Source organism: Variovorax sp. F042 (assembly GCF_057814215.1).
In genome coordinates this window covers 267,479-283,600 of record NZ_JBVASX010000007.1, presented here as the reverse complement: position 1 = coordinate 283,600, position 16,122 = coordinate 267,479, and the positions used below count along the sequence as shown (strand labels likewise).

18 protein-coding genes and 1 pseudogene are annotated in these 16,122 nt (G+C 67.5%); 11 read left to right on the top strand and 8 right to left on the bottom strand.

The window, feature by feature from the left end:
* The 3 genes and pseudogenes from ACZYSP_RS22730 to ACZYSP_RS22720 all read left to right on the top strand — a co-directional run.
* Nucleotides 1–233 (top strand): annotated as a pseudogene (locus tag ACZYSP_RS22730) (TorF family putative porin); the annotation flags it as partial.
* 427 nt (nucleotides 234–660) lie between these two features.
* Nucleotides 661–1,005 (top strand): hypothetical protein, encoded by a 345-nt coding sequence (locus tag ACZYSP_RS22725; RefSeq protein WP_489016689.1) that lies wholly within the window; start codon nucleotides 661–663, stop codon nucleotides 1,003–1,005.
* Nucleotides 995–1,705, top strand: coding sequence for a DUF1826 domain-containing protein (locus tag ACZYSP_RS22720; RefSeq protein ID WP_489016687.1), 711 nt, complete (start codon nucleotides 995–997; stop codon nucleotides 1,703–1,705). The genes ACZYSP_RS22725 and ACZYSP_RS22720 overlap by 11 nt, the downstream gene beginning before the upstream one ends.
* 167 nt (nucleotides 1,706–1,872) lie before the next feature.
* Here the strand turns inward: ACZYSP_RS22720 and ACZYSP_RS22715 are convergent, their stop codons facing one another.
* Nucleotides 1,873–2,319 (bottom strand): universal stress protein, encoded by a 447-nt coding sequence (locus tag ACZYSP_RS22715; protein WP_093057489.1) that lies wholly within the window; start codon nucleotides 2,317–2,319, stop codon nucleotides 1,873–1,875.
* Between the two features lie 132 nt (nucleotides 2,320–2,451).
* Between ACZYSP_RS22715 and ACZYSP_RS22710 the strand changes: the two genes are divergently transcribed.
* Complete coding sequence (locus ACZYSP_RS22710) at nucleotides 2,452–2,805, top strand: FlxA-like family protein (protein ID WP_489016685.1); 354 nt, start codon at nucleotides 2,452–2,454, stop codon at nucleotides 2,803–2,805.
* Nucleotide 2,806: 1 nt separating this feature from the next.
* On the opposite strand, the gene ACZYSP_RS22705 is transcribed toward ACZYSP_RS22710, so the two are convergent.
* On the bottom strand, nucleotides 2,807–3,355 hold the full coding sequence (locus ACZYSP_RS22705; RefSeq protein ID WP_489016683.1) for a MarR family winged helix-turn-helix transcriptional regulator: 549 nt from the start codon (nucleotides 3,353–3,355) through the stop codon (nucleotides 2,807–2,809).
* 188 nt (nucleotides 3,356–3,543) lie between these two features.
* On the opposite strand from ACZYSP_RS22705, the gene ACZYSP_RS22700 reads away from it, so the two are divergent.
* Nucleotides 3,544–4,521 (top strand): tripartite tricarboxylate transporter substrate-binding protein, encoded by a 978-nt coding sequence (locus tag ACZYSP_RS22700; RefSeq protein ID WP_093057346.1) that lies wholly within the window; start codon nucleotides 3,544–3,546, stop codon nucleotides 4,519–4,521.
* A 12-nt stretch (nucleotides 4,522–4,533) separates the two neighbouring features.
* On the opposite strand, the gene ACZYSP_RS22695 is transcribed toward ACZYSP_RS22700, so the two are convergent.
* From ACZYSP_RS22695 to ACZYSP_RS22680, 4 genes are read right to left on the bottom strand one after another with little or no spacing between them, the layout of a single operon-like run.
* Complete coding sequence (locus ACZYSP_RS22695) at nucleotides 4,534–5,700, bottom strand: mandelate racemase/muconate lactonizing enzyme family protein (RefSeq protein ID WP_489016681.1); 1,167 nt, start codon at nucleotides 5,698–5,700, stop codon at nucleotides 4,534–4,536.
* A gap of 35 nt (nucleotides 5,701–5,735) precedes the next feature.
* The gene (locus ACZYSP_RS22690) at nucleotides 5,736–6,437 is read right to left on the bottom strand and encodes an SDR family NAD(P)-dependent oxidoreductase (RefSeq protein WP_426390196.1); all 702 of its coding nucleotides are present in this window, start codon (nucleotides 6,435–6,437) and stop codon (nucleotides 5,736–5,738) included.
* Entirely contained in the window at nucleotides 6,427–7,398 is a 972-nt protein-coding gene (locus ACZYSP_RS22685; RefSeq protein WP_489016679.1) for a Bug family tripartite tricarboxylate transporter substrate binding protein, read from the bottom strand. Before ACZYSP_RS22685 ends, ACZYSP_RS22690 begins: the two co-directional genes overlap by 11 nt.
* Before the next feature lie 59 nt (nucleotides 7,399–7,457).
* Nucleotides 7,458–8,396, bottom strand: a complete 939-nt coding sequence (locus ACZYSP_RS22680) for a dihydrodipicolinate synthase family protein (protein WP_426390193.1) — start codon at nucleotides 8,394–8,396, stop codon at nucleotides 7,458–7,460.
* Between the two features lie 108 nt (nucleotides 8,397–8,504).
* Between ACZYSP_RS22680 and ACZYSP_RS22675 the strand changes: the two genes are divergently transcribed.
* Complete coding sequence (locus ACZYSP_RS22675; RefSeq protein WP_093057351.1) at nucleotides 8,505–9,440, top strand: LysR family transcriptional regulator; 936 nt, start codon at nucleotides 8,505–8,507, stop codon at nucleotides 9,438–9,440.
* Nucleotides 9,441–9,445: 5 nt separating this feature from the next.
* On the opposite strand, the gene ACZYSP_RS22670 is transcribed toward ACZYSP_RS22675, so the two are convergent.
* Both ACZYSP_RS22670 and ACZYSP_RS22665 read right to left on the bottom strand, forming a co-directional pair.
* Nucleotides 9,446–10,117 (bottom strand): RraA family protein, encoded by a 672-nt coding sequence (locus ACZYSP_RS22670; RefSeq protein ID WP_489016675.1) that lies wholly within the window; start codon nucleotides 10,115–10,117, stop codon nucleotides 9,446–9,448.
* Nucleotides 10,118–10,147: 30 nt separating this feature from the next.
* Nucleotides 10,148–11,356 carry an aspartate transaminase gene (locus ACZYSP_RS22665; protein ID WP_093077579.1) on the bottom strand — a complete coding sequence of 403 codons (1,209 nt, stop codon included), beginning with the start codon at nucleotides 11,354–11,356 and terminating at the stop codon, nucleotides 10,148–10,150.
* 171 nt (nucleotides 11,357–11,527) lie between these two features.
* On the opposite strand from ACZYSP_RS22665, the gene nac reads away from it, so the two are divergent.
* From nac to ACZYSP_RS22640, 5 genes are all read left to right on the top strand, one after another.
* On the top strand, nucleotides 11,528–12,466 hold the full coding sequence (nac, locus tag ACZYSP_RS22660) for a nitrogen assimilation transcriptional regulator NAC (protein ID WP_176928866.1): 939 nt from the start codon (nucleotides 11,528–11,530) through the stop codon (nucleotides 12,464–12,466).
* 136 nt (nucleotides 12,467–12,602) lie between these two features.
* Nucleotides 12,603–13,031 carry an acetyl-CoA carboxylase biotin carboxyl carrier protein gene (locus ACZYSP_RS22655; protein WP_489016672.1) on the top strand — a complete coding sequence of 143 codons (429 nt, stop codon included), beginning with the start codon at nucleotides 12,603–12,605 and terminating at the stop codon, nucleotides 13,029–13,031.
* Between the two features lie 13 nt (nucleotides 13,032–13,044).
* Nucleotides 13,045–14,397, top strand: a complete 1,353-nt coding sequence (gene accC, locus ACZYSP_RS22650; RefSeq protein ID WP_489016670.1) for an acetyl-CoA carboxylase biotin carboxylase subunit — start codon at nucleotides 13,045–13,047, stop codon at nucleotides 14,395–14,397.
* Nucleotides 14,394–15,065, top strand: coding sequence for a 5-oxoprolinase subunit PxpB (gene pxpB, locus ACZYSP_RS22645; protein ID WP_489016668.1), 672 nt, complete (start codon nucleotides 14,394–14,396; stop codon nucleotides 15,063–15,065). Before accC ends, pxpB begins: the two co-directional genes overlap by 4 nt.
* Nucleotides 15,062–16,045, top strand: coding sequence for a 5-oxoprolinase subunit C family protein (locus ACZYSP_RS22640; protein ID WP_489016666.1), 984 nt, complete (start codon nucleotides 15,062–15,064; stop codon nucleotides 16,043–16,045). The genes pxpB and ACZYSP_RS22640 overlap by 4 nt, the downstream gene beginning before the upstream one ends.
* Nucleotides 16,046–16,122: the final 77 nt, after the last annotated feature.

Genomic DNA, 16,122 nt, shown 5'->3' with positions numbered 1-16,122 from the left:
CCAGCGACATCCGCAGCCTGGGCTACAAGAGCTATGTCGACTACAACGTCGGCGCGAGCTACGACTTCGGCAACGGCCTGTCGCTGACCGGCTCGGTGCAGGGCGCCAACAAGAAGAGCTCGTACCTGGCAGTGGCCAACCCGGGCGTCGACCTCGGCTTCGGCACCTTCGGCCAGACGACCTACTCGCCGAACAAGGCGCGCTTCATCCTCACGCTGACGAAGACGCTCTGATCCTCAAGGCGACAGGCGGGCCGCGGCCCGCCTTCGTGCACACCATGCCTCCAGAAGAAACGCTCTGGTCCCGCGCTGCTGCGTGGGTTCGGGCTGCTCGCGCCTTGCCTGACATGAGCCTGCATTGGTCCTGCTGCGGCACGCCCATGCTCGATCCCGCGCAGGAGAGCCTGGAAAGCCAGGACGGCGCCGAAGTTCTCCTGGCTTCCTGCGGTCATTGCGGAGCGCGCTGGTTGAGCGTTGTTCCGCAAGAGGGCTGCCCGGGTTACTGGGAAATCTCTTGCTCGTCCACGGCCGGTTCCAGTTCGGGCCAGCGCTGAAGCCAGCATATTTACGCGGCATTTCCACCGCAGGGTGCATTGTTTACACCGTTTTCACACGCGCCTGCCGATACTGACACCGTGTTCTTTTCCATTGCAGGAGTTTCATGGCTTACGCCGCTTATCGGGAATACGCAGGCACTGTGCGTGCCAAGAGCGAGACGGTTTTCAAGGTGCTCGACGTCACGGTGCCGTCGGTTGACGCGTGCCGCGTGCGGCGCGGCATCGCCGCATGCAAGGGTGCCGGCGTGCTGCGCTGCGAGCCCCTGATGCGTGTGAATGCAGCGTGCGCAAATGGCGCTCCGCGCGCCCGCCTCATGATTCGTCTGCCCCTGGAGAGCTATGCCTCCGTGGTGCACTGTCTGCTCGAATGCGCGCCCGATGGCGAGATCGGCCACCTCACAAGCTGGCGCGAGCATCTCCAGCGTTGTGGCCTGGCCAATGGCGGCTGACCTGGAGAGCGTGGTCGCCGATGCGACGGTCGATTCCGGCAAGACCTTCGTCCACGATTGCCTGAGTCGGCCAGCGCCCTTGCGGCTCCCGCCGGAGATCCTGCTCGGCCAGGACATCGACGTGCTCGAACGCATTCTCGAACCGGGCATCGACCTGGCGCTGTGGCGGCGCGAATCGCAGGCTCCGATTGCTGCATGGCTGGATGCCTTGCCTCCGGCCAGGCATCCCACGGCGCAACTGCAATTGCGCGCGGCCGATGTAGCGGCTGCGTTGCAGGCAGCGTGCAAGACCTCGCGCACGCCGCGTGGACCCGGGCGAGACGCTCTGCTGGCAGACATCGACATGCTCGCCACACGCTTCGCGCTGATCACTGGCAGCCCCCGGATGACCCTTACGCTGCAGGTTCGCGGCTGTGACATCGATGAAAACTGGCACCTTGACCATGCCGGGGTGCATCTGCTGTGCAGCTACAGCGGCCTGGGCACGGAGTGGGTGGCATCTCCGCACGCAGACACGGCACTGCGGATGCCGAAGTGCTTTACGGGACCTTTCGAGCGCATGCCGCTCCAGGCCGTCGCGCTCCTTCAGGGGCGTGGCGTGGATGCGCAAGGCGGTGATCGAGGGCTGGTGCACCGTTCACCGCAACTGCGCTACCTCGGGTCGCACCGCTACGTGCTGCGTCTGGACGAACTGCGGTAGATGCGCTCTGGCCGAGAGCGTCTTCATGAAATTCATGCACTCGCGAGGTTTCAAGATGCTGAAAGTTCTGGTTCCTGTCGACGACTCCAGACAGGCGTTGCGCGCACAACGAGTACGGTTGGCGCAAAGTAGTTCGCGCCGAGTGCGGGAAGCCGCACGCCGCCGCGTTAGCGCAGCACCAGCACCGGAATGTGCGAGTGCGTCAGCACGTGCAGCGTCTCGCTGCCCATCAGCAGGCGCGCCAGGCTGCGCCGTCCGTGCGAGGCCATCACGATCAGGTCGCACTGCTGGTTCTTCGCGGTCGTGATGATGGCCTCGGCCACCTGGTTCGACTTCATGACGATGGCCTGCGGATTGCGGACGCCCTTGGCGACCGCAGTGGCCACGACCTTGTCGACCAGTTGCTGCGCGGCGCGGTCCGTATGCTCCTGGGAGGCCTGGATGTCCCGCTGGCTCAGCATCATCGAGCCTTCGAAGTAGCCGACCGGCTCGATGTGCGCGACGGTGACGCTCACCAGTTCCGCGTTGGTCAACAGGGCCAGGTCGATGGCGGCGTTGACTGCTTGCTCCGACAGCGCGGAGCCGTCGGTTGCGACAAGAACACGCTTGTACATGGCAGGCTCCTTGGCCCCCGGCACCGCGGGTGCCCTCATGTTCAGTCTAGTTCGCGATCGCGGTCATGCAAGGCCCTTCAATTTTCGCCTCGGTTGCCGATAACCCTCCTGAGGACACAACAGAGGACCCAGATGCTGAATGCCATCAGTGCGACCGGCAGCGCCAGAAGCGGAGGCGACGTCAACGCCGAAATCGCGAAGATCCAGCGCCAGATCACGACGACTCAGAAGCAGATCGCGGAAACGCAGGGCCAACTGCTCGGCACGCCCGAGGGCGACGCGCGCGATGCGATCCGGCTGCAGCTCGAAGCGCTGGCGGCCCGGCTTGCCATGCTGCAGCAGCAGATGAACGCGCTGCGCACGGCCAGCGTTCAAAAGAGCGCGATGGCTTCAATGGAAGAGAGCAGCAGCGGCAGCAGCAGCACATCGCAGCGCGCCAACGCTGGTAGCACTTCGATCGGCAGCATGCTGGACGTGAAGGCCTGACTCAACCTCCGCGTTCCGGCCACCGGTGCCGCGTGCCCCCCGAGCGCCGGTCCGCCTTCTCCATGACAACGCCCTGCACGAGCAACTGCTCTCCGCGTTGCTCCAGGTGCTGCAGGCAGCGAAGAAAGACATCGAGATCCGCAGGCTCGATGCCTTCGAGCAATTCGGTGTTCAGCTCCGCGATCCGGGGAAACAGCCTGCCGAACAACTGCTGGCCCGAAGCGCTCAGCCGCACGTGCACTTCGCGGCGGTCCTGAGCGTCCTGCCGCCGCACCACCAGCTTCTTCTCGACCAGGCTGCGCAGTCCGCGCGAGGTGCGCACGCGGTCCAGGTGGAGGTGCGTGGCCAGCGTCGACGCAGTCATCTCGCCCTCCTGCGCGAGCGTGGCGATCATTCCCCACTCGCGGCGCGTGATGCCGAAGCCTCCTTCGACCAGGCGGGTCGCCATGCCGTTGCCCGAGCGCATGGCTCGTGCCAGGCGGTACAGCAGCAGGTCGTTCAGGGAACGGGGCGCGCGCAACGCTGCTGCATCGGGAAAAGCTTGTTGCATACGTATGAAAAATGGGATGGGGAGTGTGGTTCGCCCGCCTCGGAGCACTGGTAGTTGATTAGATCAACTGTTTGCCCATACGTATAAACCGGTAACAAATTTGAACGAACGGAAACAGTCTTGGCGCGCGATTTTCGCCGTGAAAACTCGCGCGCCCCCGTTCACGACAACCGCTCGCAGGAGATCCGATGCCCGCATTCCTTTCCAGGCGCAAGCTCATCATGGCGTGGGGCATTGCCCTGGCCGCTTGCGCTCCCATGGTCCACGCCCAGGCGCTGGACGGCGGGCCGCTCACCCTCGTGGTCGGCTATGCGCCGGGCGGCAGCACCGACCGCATCGCGCGCCTGATCGCCGAACGGCTGACGCCCAAGCTCGGCGTTCAGGTGAGCGTGGAAAATCGTCCGGGCGAGGGCGGCCGGCTCGCGGCCAAGGAAGTAAAGCGCGCCCCCGCCGGGCAGAACGTGCTGATGCTCGGCAACCCCGCCGTGATGGTGGTCGCGCCGCTGGTCTTCAAGGACGCGGGCTATGACCCCGACAAGGACTTCGTGCCCGTGTCGCAAGTCAGCAGCTACGACTTTGCGCTCGCGGTCGGCAACAAGCTCCAGCTAGACCGCGCGATGTTCCTCGTCAGCCGGCTGTGGGCGCATCCGGAAGAGGCGATTTTCGGCGTGCCTGCCACTGGCAGCCTGCCTCACTTCTTCGGCCTGATGGTGGGCGATGCGCTGAGCGTGCAGCCGCAGATCAAGGGCTACGGCGGCTCGGCGCCGCTGGCGGCCGACCTGAGCGGCGGCAGCCTGCCCATTGCCATCGACACGCTCGATTCGCTCTATCCCCAGCACGTGGCCGGCAAGATCCGCATCCTGGCCACCTCGGGCAAGAAGCGCGCGAGCTTCGCGCCCAACATTCCCATCTTCCGCGAGGCCGGCATGAAGATCGATGCCGACGGCTGGAACACCTTCTTCGCGCCCAGCACCATGCCGAACGCCAAGGTGCAACTGCTGGCCAACGCGATCCGCGACGTCATGAAAGACCCGGGCCTGCAGAAGGCGGCCGACGCGCTATACATCACGCCCGTGATCAGCAATGCGGCCGAGACCGCGCAGATGCTGAAGGCCTTTCGCGCGCAGTGGGAGCCAGTGGTTCGGCGCTCCGGCTTCCAGCCCTGAGACTTTCCTTCGTCAGTTCGCAAGCGCCCGCATCTCCGCAATGAGATCGGCCTTGCCCTCGAAACCGATGCCCGGCAGCGGCGGCAGCGTGACGTAGCCGTTGTCCACCTTCACGCCATCGGGGAAGCCACCATAGGGCTGGAACAGGTCGGGGTAGCTCTCGTTGCCGCCGAGCCCGAGGCCGGCCGCAATGGCGAGCGACATCTGGTGGCCGCCGTGCGGAATGCAGCGCGAGGGTGACCAGCCGTTCTCCTTCAGCATGTCGAGCGTGCGCAGGTACTCCACCAGCCCGTAGCTCAGCGCGCAGTCGAACTGCAGCCAGTCGCGGTCGGGCCGCATGCCGCCGTGGCGGATGAGGTTGCGCGCGTCCTGCATCGAGAACAGGTTCTCGCCCGTGGCCATGGGGCCGGCGTACACCTCGCCGAGCTTCGCCTGCAGCTCGTAGTCGAGCGGATCGCCGGCTTCCTCGTACCAGAACAGCGGGTACTGCGACAGCGCGCGGCCGTAGTCGACGGCGGTCTTCAGGTCGAAGCGGCCATTGGCATCCACCGCCAGTTGCTGGCCGGGGCCGAGGATCTTCAGCACCGACTCGATGCGCTCGCAGTCTTCAGCGAGCGTGGCGCCGCCGATCTTCATCTTCACCACCGAGTAGCCGCGCTCAAGGTAGCTGGTCATCTCGCGCTGCAGGCCTTCCACGCCCTTGCCGGGGTAGTAGTAGCCGCCCGCTGCGTAGACGAACACGCGCGGGTTCGGCGTGCCGTTGCCGTAGCGCTCGGCCAGCAACTGGTAGAGCGGCTTGCCCGCGATCTTGGCGGTGGCGTCCCACACGGCCATGTCGATGGTGCCCACGGCTACCGAGCGCTCGCCGTGGCCGCCGGGCTTCTCGTTGATCATCATGCGGGCCCAGATCTTGTGTGGATCGAGGTTGTCGCCGGTTTCGTCGAGCAGCGACGCGGGCTCGGCTTCGAGCAGGCGCGGCAGGAAGCGCTCGCGGATCAGCCCGCCCTGGCCATAGCGGCCGTTGGAGTTGAAGCCATAGCCGATGACGGGCTTGCCATCGCGGATCACGTCGGTGACCACGGCCACGAGGCTCAGGGTCATCTTCGAGAAGTCGATGTAGGCGTTGCGGATGTCCGACTTGATGGGCCGGGTGGATTCGAGGATGTTGACGATTTTCATGGTCGGGTTCGGGGGATGGAGAAAGCAAAAGACGTTCAGCGGTGCAGCGACGAGCCGCCGCAGATGGCGACGTCCTGCCCCGTGATGGCCGCCGCCGGCGGCGACAGAAGAAAGCCCACGAGCGCAGCGATTTCCTCGGGCTGTATCAGCCGGCCGATGGGCGGCATGCGCGGCGCGCTGCCCGCGCGGGCCGGGTCCTGCAGCATCGAGGTCTGCGTGGCGCCGGGCGACACCACGTTGACGGTCACGCCCTGGGCCGCGACCTCCGCCGCCCAGCTGCGCGCGAGCGCGATCAGCGCGGCCTTGGTCGCTGCGTACTGGCCGCGACCGGGCAGGCCCTGTGCGACGCGGCTGCCGACGAACACGACGCGGCCGTGTCCGCGCGCAGCCATCGCGGGCACGAGCGCATCGGCCAGCCGCGTGGCGGCGTCGACGTGCAGGCGCCACATGAGTTCGCCGCCCGCGTGGTCGAGCGCGCCCAGCGGGCCGACGCGCAGCACGCCGGCCGCATGCACCAGTGCATCGGCGTCCTGAAGCGCGGAGGCCGTGCGCGCGATGGCGTCGGCATCGCACAGGTCGACGGCTACGTGCACGAAGCCCGCGTGAGACAACGTGGGTGCGGCCAGGTCGAGCCCGCTCACGCGCCAGCCCGCTTCGAGCAACTGCGACGCAATGGCGCGGCCGATGCCTCCGCTGCTGCCCGTCACCACTGCATGCGGGGCAGCTTCATTCGACATGGATGTTGCCCTCCACGATGATCTTCTTCGAGCGCGCCATGTCGTCGGCCTGGAACTTCACGAAGTCTTCGACACTGCCCGGTGTCAGCAGCAGGCCCTGCGCACCCAGCGTCTCGCGCATGTCGGTGCCCAGCGCCTTGTTGACCTCTGCATTCAGCCGCTGCGTGACGGCGGCCGGCAGCTTCGCGGGCCCCCACAGGCCATACCAGCTGTAGAACTCGTAGCCCGGAATGCTTTCGCCCACCGTGGGCACGTTAGGCAGGCTGGAGGCGCGCGTGGCCGAGGTCACGGCAATCACCTTCAGCATGCCGCTCTTGTGGTACTGCAGCGAGCCGAGGATGGGGTCGATGAAACCGTCGATCTGCCCGCCGATCAGGTCCTGGAACGCGGGCGCCGTGCCCTTGTACGGCACGATCAGGTAGTCGAGCCCGCCGCCCGCGCGCTTGAGCAGTTCGGTCGACAGATGGCCGGCCGATCCGATGGAGCCCACCGCGAAGGTCATCTTGCCCGGGTGCGCCTTGGCGTACGCAATGAGCGACTTCACGTCCGTCACCGGCAGGTTCTTGTTGACGGCCACCGACAGCGGCGCCTTGGCCACCAGGGCCACGGGGGTGAAGTCCTTCACCACTTCGTAGGGCACGGCCTTCATGGTCATCGGCGCCGTCGTGAAGGTCGAGGCGTTGAACAGCAGCGTGTAGCCGTCGGCTGGCGCCTTCGACACCACGTCGGCACCGATGACGCCGTTGCCGCCCGCGCGGTTCTCCACGATGAAGCTCTGGCCCGTCTGCTCGCCGAGCTTCTGCGCCAGCAGGCGGCCGATGGTGTCGAGCGTGCCGCCCGGCGGAAACGGAATCACCATGCGCACCGGGCGGCTGGGCCAGGTCTGGGCGAAGCCGGCGGTGGACGCCGCGGCCAGTGCAAGGGCGGCCAGCGTGGCCCGCAGGAAATGGTTGCGTTGCATGTCTCTTGTCTCCTTGTGGTTTTTCATCGGGGCATCGCGGGTGTCGCGGCCCCGTGGGCTCAGCGCTTCGACAGACCGGCCTGCTGCACGGCGGCGTGCAGCGCATCCATCTCGCGCGCATTCGGCGCTTCCGTCGGCGGGCGCACGGTGGCGTTGTCGAGCACGCCGGCCAGGAACATGCCGCCCTTCATGCGCGCGTGCGCCTCGCCGGTCGGCTCGCCGCCGCCGTACACCGCATCTTTCAGCGGCGTGATGAGCGCCTGCACCGCCATCGCCTTCTTCAGATCGCCGGCCTTCACCGCGTTCCACAGGTCGATGATCAGTTGCGGAATGAAGGTCGCGAAGCCGACCAGCGCGCCGTCCACGCCCTGCACCATCGAGGCGAGCAGGTACTCGTCGTGGCAGGTCAGGATGGCCTTCGATGCATCGGCCTCGCGGATCGCCTGGATGTCGCGGGCGTACTTGTTCATGTCGCGCTGGCCCACCTTGAAGGCCTGCAGATAGGGCAGGCGCGCCAGCTCGGCCAGCAGCTGCGACGAGTAAGAGGCGCGCGTCCAGGCCGGATACACGTGGCAGACCAGGTCCAGTTCCGGCGCGGCGCGGTGGATGGCCTCGAAGTACTGCAGCGCATGGCCGGGCGTGAAACCGAAGCGCAGCCAGTGGTGCGGCGGCATCACGTCGAGCGCCACCGCGCCGGCAGCCTGCGCTGCGCGTGCATGCTCGGCAGCCTCGGCCAGGCCTTCGCACACGATCGACGAAATCACCGGCATGCGGCCGCGCAGTTCGTCGGCGACGATGCGCGTCACTTCGGCGCGCTCCGAAGGCGTCAGCGAAAACACTTCGCCGGTGTGGCCATTGGTCATGATCGCCACCACGCCATCATGGCCGGCCAGCCATGAGGCCAGTTTGCGCAGCGCCGGCTCGTCGATGCGGTGGTCGGCCGTGAAGGGGCAGGAAATGGCGGGGATGATCCCGCGATAATTCGCGATGGAAGGCATGCTGTGTCTCCGTTGTGGTTCAAGGTGCAGGAATGGGTGCATCTTTTGCCGGCGGGGCGCGAGCCGTCCAATACTCGAATCGCATACAACTATTCAACTGCGCTGCGCATGGGCCCCGGCAACCGACCCCTCGACCTCGAATGGCTGGAAGATTTCCTGGCCCTGGCCGAGTCCGGCAATTTCTCGCGTGCCGCGCAGGCGCGCTCCATTGCGCAGCCCGCCTTCAGCCGCCACATCCGCTCGCTGGAGGAGTGGGTGGGCGTCGACCTGTTCGACCGCAGCGGGCACCCGACCGCGCTCACGGCGGCGGGCAAGCGCTTTCAGCCCCTGCTGCAGGAAGTGCTCGCCGGCCTCGAGGCCGCCCGCATCAAGGCCCGCGCCGCGCACGACTTGGACGCCGCCAGCCTGAGCTTCGCCGCCACGCACGTGCTGTCGCTCACCTTCTTCCCGCGCTGGCTGGGCAGCGTGGAATCGCGCCTGAGCATGGGCCCGATCCAGACCGTTTCCGACAGCTCGTACGCCTGCGAAGACCTGATGCTGCAGCGCCGCGTGCAGTTCGTGCTGTGCCACGGACACGCAGGCGCGCCGGGGCGGCTCGACGACACCGGCTACCCCGTTCAGCGATTGAGCGAAGACGTGCTGGTGCCCGTGAGCGCGCCCGATGCAAACGGCGCTCCGCTGCATGCGCTGGGCGCAGGCCAGTCGCCTTCCGTGCTGGCCTACAGCGATGCCTCGGGACTGGGCCGGATCATGCGGGCCATGCAGGACAGCGAATTCGGCAAGGACTTCGCCGCATCGCTGTCGATCGTCTTCACGGCCCACCATGCCGCGCTGCTGCGCACCATGGCGCTCGAAGGCCGCGGCCTTGCGTGGCTGCCGATGAGCCTGGTGGCTGAAGACCTGCGCAGCGGCACGCTGGTCGATGCCGGCGCGGGTGGCTGGCGCGTGCCGGTGGACATCCGGCTGTACCGCCAGCAGGCGCACATGGCGCCGGTGGCGGAAGCGCTGTGGGCGCTGGTCAGCGGCGGCGCCTCAGGCGCCTGACCGCTTCAATTGGCGCAGCGTGCCTCGAGAGCATCGAGGAACGAGCGGTCCCAGCGACCTTCCTTCATCGCCTGGATCGTGCGCGCTTCCGTCTCCAGGTGCGCGAGGGCCTTCTCGATCAGCAATTCGGCCTCGTCGGGCGAGAAGGCGAGCAGCCCGTCCTGGTCGCCCACCACGATGTCGCCCGGGTTCACGATCATGCCGCCGACCGACACCGGCACGTTGATCTCGCCGGGGCCGTCCTTGTAGGGGCCGCGATGGTTCACGCCGCGCGCATACACCGGGTAGTCGCGCTCGCGGATCTCGGCCACGTCGCGGATGGCGCCGTCGAGCACCAGGCCCGCGGTGCCGATGGTCGCGGTATAGAAGGACAGGATGCCGCCGATCACGGCGTTGGTGATGTCGCCGCCCGCATCGATCACCAGCACGTCGCCGGGCCGGCAGAACTCGAAGGCGCGCATCGGCGTGAGGTTGTCGCCGCCGCGCGTCTTCACGGTGACTGCCGTGCCCGCCATGGTCTTGTGTCCGGGGCGGTGGTAGGGCTGCAGGCCGACGCTACCGATGTTGCGGTGCAGGTTGTCGCTGAGCGCGGCCACCGGAATGTCCTGCAGCGCGGCGATGATGGCCGGCGCCACTTGCGGGGCCGACGGGTTCTTGCGGATGGCTTTGTAGGGCATGACTGGTCCTTGTGAGTTCTTCGGCGCGCGTCAGCGCAGTGCGGCCACTGCACGGGCGATGCGCGTGCAGCCTTCTTCCAGCGTCTCGATCGACGTGGCAATGGAAAGACGGAAGTAGGGCGACAGGCCGTACGCGGTGCCCGCGACCACGGCAACGCCTTCGCTTTCGAGCAGGTACATCACCACGTCGCCGTCCTCGTTCAGGCGCTTGCCCTCGGGCGTGGTCTTGCCGATGAGGCCGCCGCAGTTGATGTACAGGTAGAAGGCACCGGGCGGCGTCGCGCAGCTCAGGCCGGGAATGTCGTTGATGAGCGCCAGCGTGCGATCGCGCCGCTGCTTGTACACGGCCACGCTCTCGGCCACGAAGCCCTGGTCGCCATTCAATGCAGCAGCCGCGGCCGCCTGGCTCACCGAGCAGCAGTTGCCGGTGGACTGCGACAGCAGCGTGTCCAGCGCCTTGATCAGGTCCACCGGGCCGGCCGCATAGCCGATGCGCCAGCCGGTCATCGCATAGGTCTTGGAGACGCCGTTCACTATCAGCGTGCGATCGCGCAGCGCGGGCGCCTCCACGAGGAGGTGCGGCGTCGCCTCACCGTCGAAGCGGATGTGCTCGTAGATCTCGTCGGTCATTACCATCACGTGCGGATGGCGTTCCAGCACTTCGGCCAGCGCGCGGTATTCGGCGGCCGTGTAGCTCGCACCGGTCGGGTTGCTCGGCGAATTGATCAGCAGCCAGCGCGTGCGCGGCGTGATGGCGGCCTCGAGCTGCGCGGGCGCGAGCTTGAAGCCCTGGGATTCGGGACAGGCCACGGTAACGGGCGTGCCTTCGCAGGCGAGCACCATGTCGGGGTACGACACCCAGTAGGGTGCGGGAATGATCACCTCGTCGCCCGGCTCCAGCGTGATCGCGAAGGCGTTGTAGATCGCGCTCTTCGCGCCGCTGGTGGCAATGATCTCGTTCATCGCATAGCGCAGGCCGTTCTCGCGTTCGAGCTTGGCGACGATGGCTTCGCGCAGCTCCACCGTGCCCGCCATCAGCGTGTAGCGCGTGGCGCCGCGCTCGATGGCGGCGGCCGCGGCCTGGCGGATGTGGGGCGGTGTGTCGAAGTCGGGCTCGCCCACTACGAGATTCACGATCGACTTGCCCTGCCTGCGCAGTTCGTTGGCGCGGTCGGCGGCCGAGGTGCTGGGCGAGGGCTTGATGCGCCGCACGCGGGCGGCAATGCGGGACGTGGTCACATGACTTCCTGTTCTTGCTGTGCAGAGGCTTGCATGGACCGAACGGTACGCACATCGAACAGCCGAGGCCAAGACGACTTTTCACTGGTTGTATAGGCGCAGCTTATGGTGAGCCCTGATACCGGCTGTGCAGGGCCGGTGCTAGGCTTGGCTTTTGCTTGGGGACAAGGCGTGAACCTGCGACGCCTCAAATATTTCGTGAAGATCGTGGACATCGGCAGCCTGACCCAGGCCGCCGAGGTCCTTTTCATCGCCCAGCCTGCGCTGAGCCAGCAACTGGCCACGCTCGAGGGCGAAGTGCGCCAGCAACTGCTGGTGCGCACCAAGCGCGGCGTGACGCCCACCGAAGCCGGCAAGGTGCTGTACCGCCATGCGCAGATCATCCTGCGCCAGTGCGAGCAGGCCCGCGTCGACATGGAGGCTGCGGGCGAAGGGCTCTCCGGTCAGGTTTCCGTGGGGCTCGCGCCCGGCACGGCGGCCTCGGCACTCTCTTTGCCGCTGCTGCGCACCGTGCGTGCGCGCCACCCGGGCATCCTGCTCTACCTGAACGAGAACTACGGCACTACGCTGAGCGAGCTCATCATGAACGGCCGCATGGACTTGGCCGTGCTCTATGGCGACAAGGCGATTCACGGGCTCACGTTCTTGCCGCTGCTCAAGGAGCCGCTGTTTCTGGTCGGCCCCGCATCGATGCCGGCGCCCTCGCAGCCTGTGAAGCTGGCCGACCTGCGCGACATCGAACTCTTTCTGCCGCGCCCGTACAACGTGGTGCGCAAGCTGGTGGATGCGGCCTTCGTGCGCGCGGGCATGGTGCCGCGCGTGGTGGCGGAGATCGAATCGGCCTTTACCCTCACTGCGGCCATTGCCGACGGGCTGGGCGCAACCATCCTGCCGGCGTCGATGGCGCGCGAGGTGGTCGCGAGCTGCGGGGCCTGGCAATTCCCCATCGTCGACCCGGTCATCGAGGCGCCGCTGGCGCTGTGCCAGTCCGACCACCTGCCGCTGTCCGAGCCCGCGCAGGCAGTGAAAGACATCCTGCTCGAACTCGTGGTCGACCTGGCCCGTACCGTCGCATCGACGCCTGAACCCGAGCTCGCCGCTCTGTCGTAAGGCCGCAAGGCGCCCGTCATAAGGCGCCCTTATCCCGGCACAGCCAATCCGTCTTTGGCTTCGGGCCCGCGGCCCGTTACCTTTCATGCATGCCGTCACGCGTTCGCGGAATGCGTCGGCCATCACAGCCATCGGCATGAAGCAGGAACAGATCAAGACGCTCATCGACGCTTTGGCCGCATCGGACCTGGCGGAACTGGAGTACAGCGAGAACGGCAGCACGCTGCGGCTGGTGAAGCTGTCGGCGCTGGGCGTCGCAACTGCCGTGCGAAGCCCGTCCGCTGCACGCAAGGCTCCGCGACAGGCTTTGGAAGAAACAACGGCGGTTGCCAGCACCGAGTGCCTTGCACCGCTGTTCGGCGTGGTGCACCTGCAGCCCGCGCCTGGCGAGCCGCCCTTCGTGCAACCGGGTCAGGCTGTGGAAGCCGGCCAGCTGCTGTGCGTGATCGAGGCGATGAAGATGTTCAACGAAGTCCGCGCCGATCGTGCAGGCACCGTGCAGCAGGTGCTCGTGCATTCAGGCCAGGAAGTGGAAGCAGGGCAGCCCCTGTTCCGCTTCGGATGAGGAGGCACGCGCGATGTTCGACACCGTGCTCATTGCCAACCGGGGCGAAATCGCCTTGCGCATCCAGCGCGCCTGCCGGGGCCTCGGCCTGCGAACGGTGGTCGTGCACGCCGAGGCCGACCGCGACGCGATGTACGTCGCGCAGGCCGACCAGGCGCTGTGCATCGGGCCGGCAGCGCCGAGGCTGAGCTACCTCAACCAGTCCGCCATCCTGTTCGCCGCCGAGGTGAGCGGCGCACAGGCCATTCATCCCGGCTACGGCTTTCTCTCGGAGAACGCGGGCTTCGCCGCGCGTGTCGAACAGGCCGGCCTCGTGTTCGTCGGCCCCAGCGCTGCCTGCATCCGCACCATGGGCGACAAGGTCTCGGCCAAGCGCGCGATGCGCAAGGCCGGCGTGCCCTGCGTGCCCGGTCCCGACGAGGCGCTGCCGGACGACCCGGCCGCAGTGCTGGCCCTGGCGCGCGACATCGGCTATCCGGTGATCGTGAAGGCCGCGGGCGGCGGCGGCGGGCGCGGCATGCGCGTGGTGCACGAAGAAGCCGCGCTGCTCGATGCCATGGCGCTCACACGCGAAGAAGCGCGCCAGGCCTTTGGCAACCCCGAGGTCTACATCGAGAAGTTCCTGCTGCATCCGCGGCATGTCGAGATCCAGGTGCTGGCCGACAGCCACGGCAACGCCGTGTGGCTGGGCAGCCGCGACTGTTCGCTGCAGCGCCGCCACCAGAAGGTGATCGAGGAAGCGCCCGCGCCCGGCATCGACGACGCATTGATGGCCGAGGTGGGCGAGCGCTGCGCGGCCGCGTGCCGGCAGATCGGCTACTGCGGCGTAGGCACCTTCGAGTTTCTCTACGAGAAGGGCGCGTTCTATTTCATCGAGATGAACACGCGCCTGCAGGTGGAGCACCCGGTGACCGAGATGACCACCGGCATCGACATCGTGCAGCAGCAACTGCGCATGGCGCTCGGCGAGCGCCTGTCGCTGGCACAGGCCGACGTGCGCTGCCAGGGCCATGCCATCGAGTGCCGCATCAATGCCGAGAACCCCGACACCTTCGCTCCCGCGCCTGGCCGCATCACCGGCTGGCAGGTGCCTGGCGGCTTCGGCGTGCGCGTCGATTCGCACGCGGGCGCCGGCTACCGTGTGCCGCCGTACTACGACTCGATGATCGCCAAGCTCATCGTGCACGGCGACACCCGCGCCGATGCGCTCGACCGCATGCACCTGGCGCTGGCCGAGACGCATGTGGAAGGCATTGCCACCAACGTGCCGCTGCACCGCGCGCTGCTGCGCGACGACGGCTTTGCCGCCGGCGGCGTCGACATCCATCACCTCGAACGCTGGCTGCAGCAAAGGAGCGCGGCGTGAGCGCACAGGCATCCCGTACCGAACCGTCCATCAGCCTTCTGGGCACCACGGCGTTGCTGTTCGAAGCGCCCGGCGACATGAACCTGCCGTCTCAGCAGCGCATCTGGGCGCTGGCGCATGAGGCCGAGAGCTGGCCCGAAGTGCGCGAGGCCGTGCCGGGCATGAACAACCTGATGCTCACCTTCACGCGTTCGCCGCGCCATCTCGATGCGCTGTGCGAGCGCCTGTGCAACGCCTGGAGCGCTGCCACCGCCGTGCCGCGCGAAGGCCGCGTGGTCGAGCTCCCCGTGGTCTACGGCGGCGAGGGCGGCCCGCACATGGCCGACGTGATGGCGCACACCGGCCTGAGCGTCGAGACCATCGTCGAGCTGCACAGCGCGCCGCTCTACCCGGTGTATGCGCTCGGCAGCCATCCCGGCTACTGCTATCTGGGCGGCATGGACCCGCGCATCGCCACGCCGCGGCGCAAGACGCCGGTGCTGAGCATCCCGGGCGGCGCGGTGTCGATCGGCGGCGCGCAGACGGGCGTGTCGGCATCGGCCGGCCCCAGCGGCTGGAACACCATCGGCAGCACCTCGATGGTGTTCTTCGACCCCGCGCAAGATCCGCCCGCCATGCTGCAGCCGGGCGACATGATCCGTTTTCGCGTGGAGGGCATCGTCCGATGATCGAAATCCTTTCATCCGCCGCGCTCGCCACCGTGCAGGACCTGGGCCGCACCGGCAGCCTGCGCTGGGGCGTCGGCACCTCGGGCGCCATGGACAACCTCGCGCTGGCCGCTGGCAACCTGCTGCTGGGCAACGCGCTTGGCGCGGCTGCCATCGAGGTGCCGGTGTTTCCGTTCAAGGTGCGCTTCGAGGAAGACTGCGCCTTCGCACTGACCGGCGCCGATTGCGCAGCCAAGCTCGACGAGCAACCCCTGCTGCCCTGGTGGGTGCATCAGGCACGCGCCGGCCAGGTGCTCACGCTGGGCCTGCCGCAAGGCGGTGCGCAGCGTGGCAGCCGCGCAGTGTTGTGCGTGGCCGGCGGCATCGACGTGCCCGAGGTGCTGGGCTCGCGCAGCACCCAGCTGCGCGGTGCCTTCGGCGGGCATGAAGGGCGCGCACTGCGCCGGGGTGACGTGCTCCGCGCAGCCGACGCAGGCAACGCGTGCCGCACCGGGTTCGGCCTGGTGCCGCCCGCGCTCGCACTGCCGCTGGAGCGCGATGGCGTTGTCGCCGTACGTGTGCTGCCCGCTGCCGAGTACCTGGCCTTCGAGCCGGCCTCGCGCGAAGCCTTCTGGGCCGGCGAATGGAAAATCACCTCCCAGAGCGACCGCTACGGCTACCGGCTCGACGGCGAGGCGCTGCGGCCCATTGCACCGATGGAACTGCGCTCCCACGGCATCGTGCCCGGCGTGATCCAGGTGCCGCACAACGGGCAGCCCATCATCCAGATGCGCGACGCCCAGCCTTCGGGCGGCTACCCCAAGTTCGGCACCGTGATCGAGGCCGACATGTGGCGCCTCGGCCAGGCGCCCATCGGCAGCCGCATGCGCTTCATCGAAACCACATGGGACGAGGCGCTGGCCGCGCTCGACGAAGTGCGTGCGTGGCTCGACAAGGTGGCGCGCGTGGTGGCTCTTCATCGGGGGGCGCCTCGTGTTTGAGCGTTGTTGTCGTTCGGGGCGCGATCACGCCGACGGGGTACCTTGCTCCGCGAATGTCCCCCGGCCTGCGGCCTCCT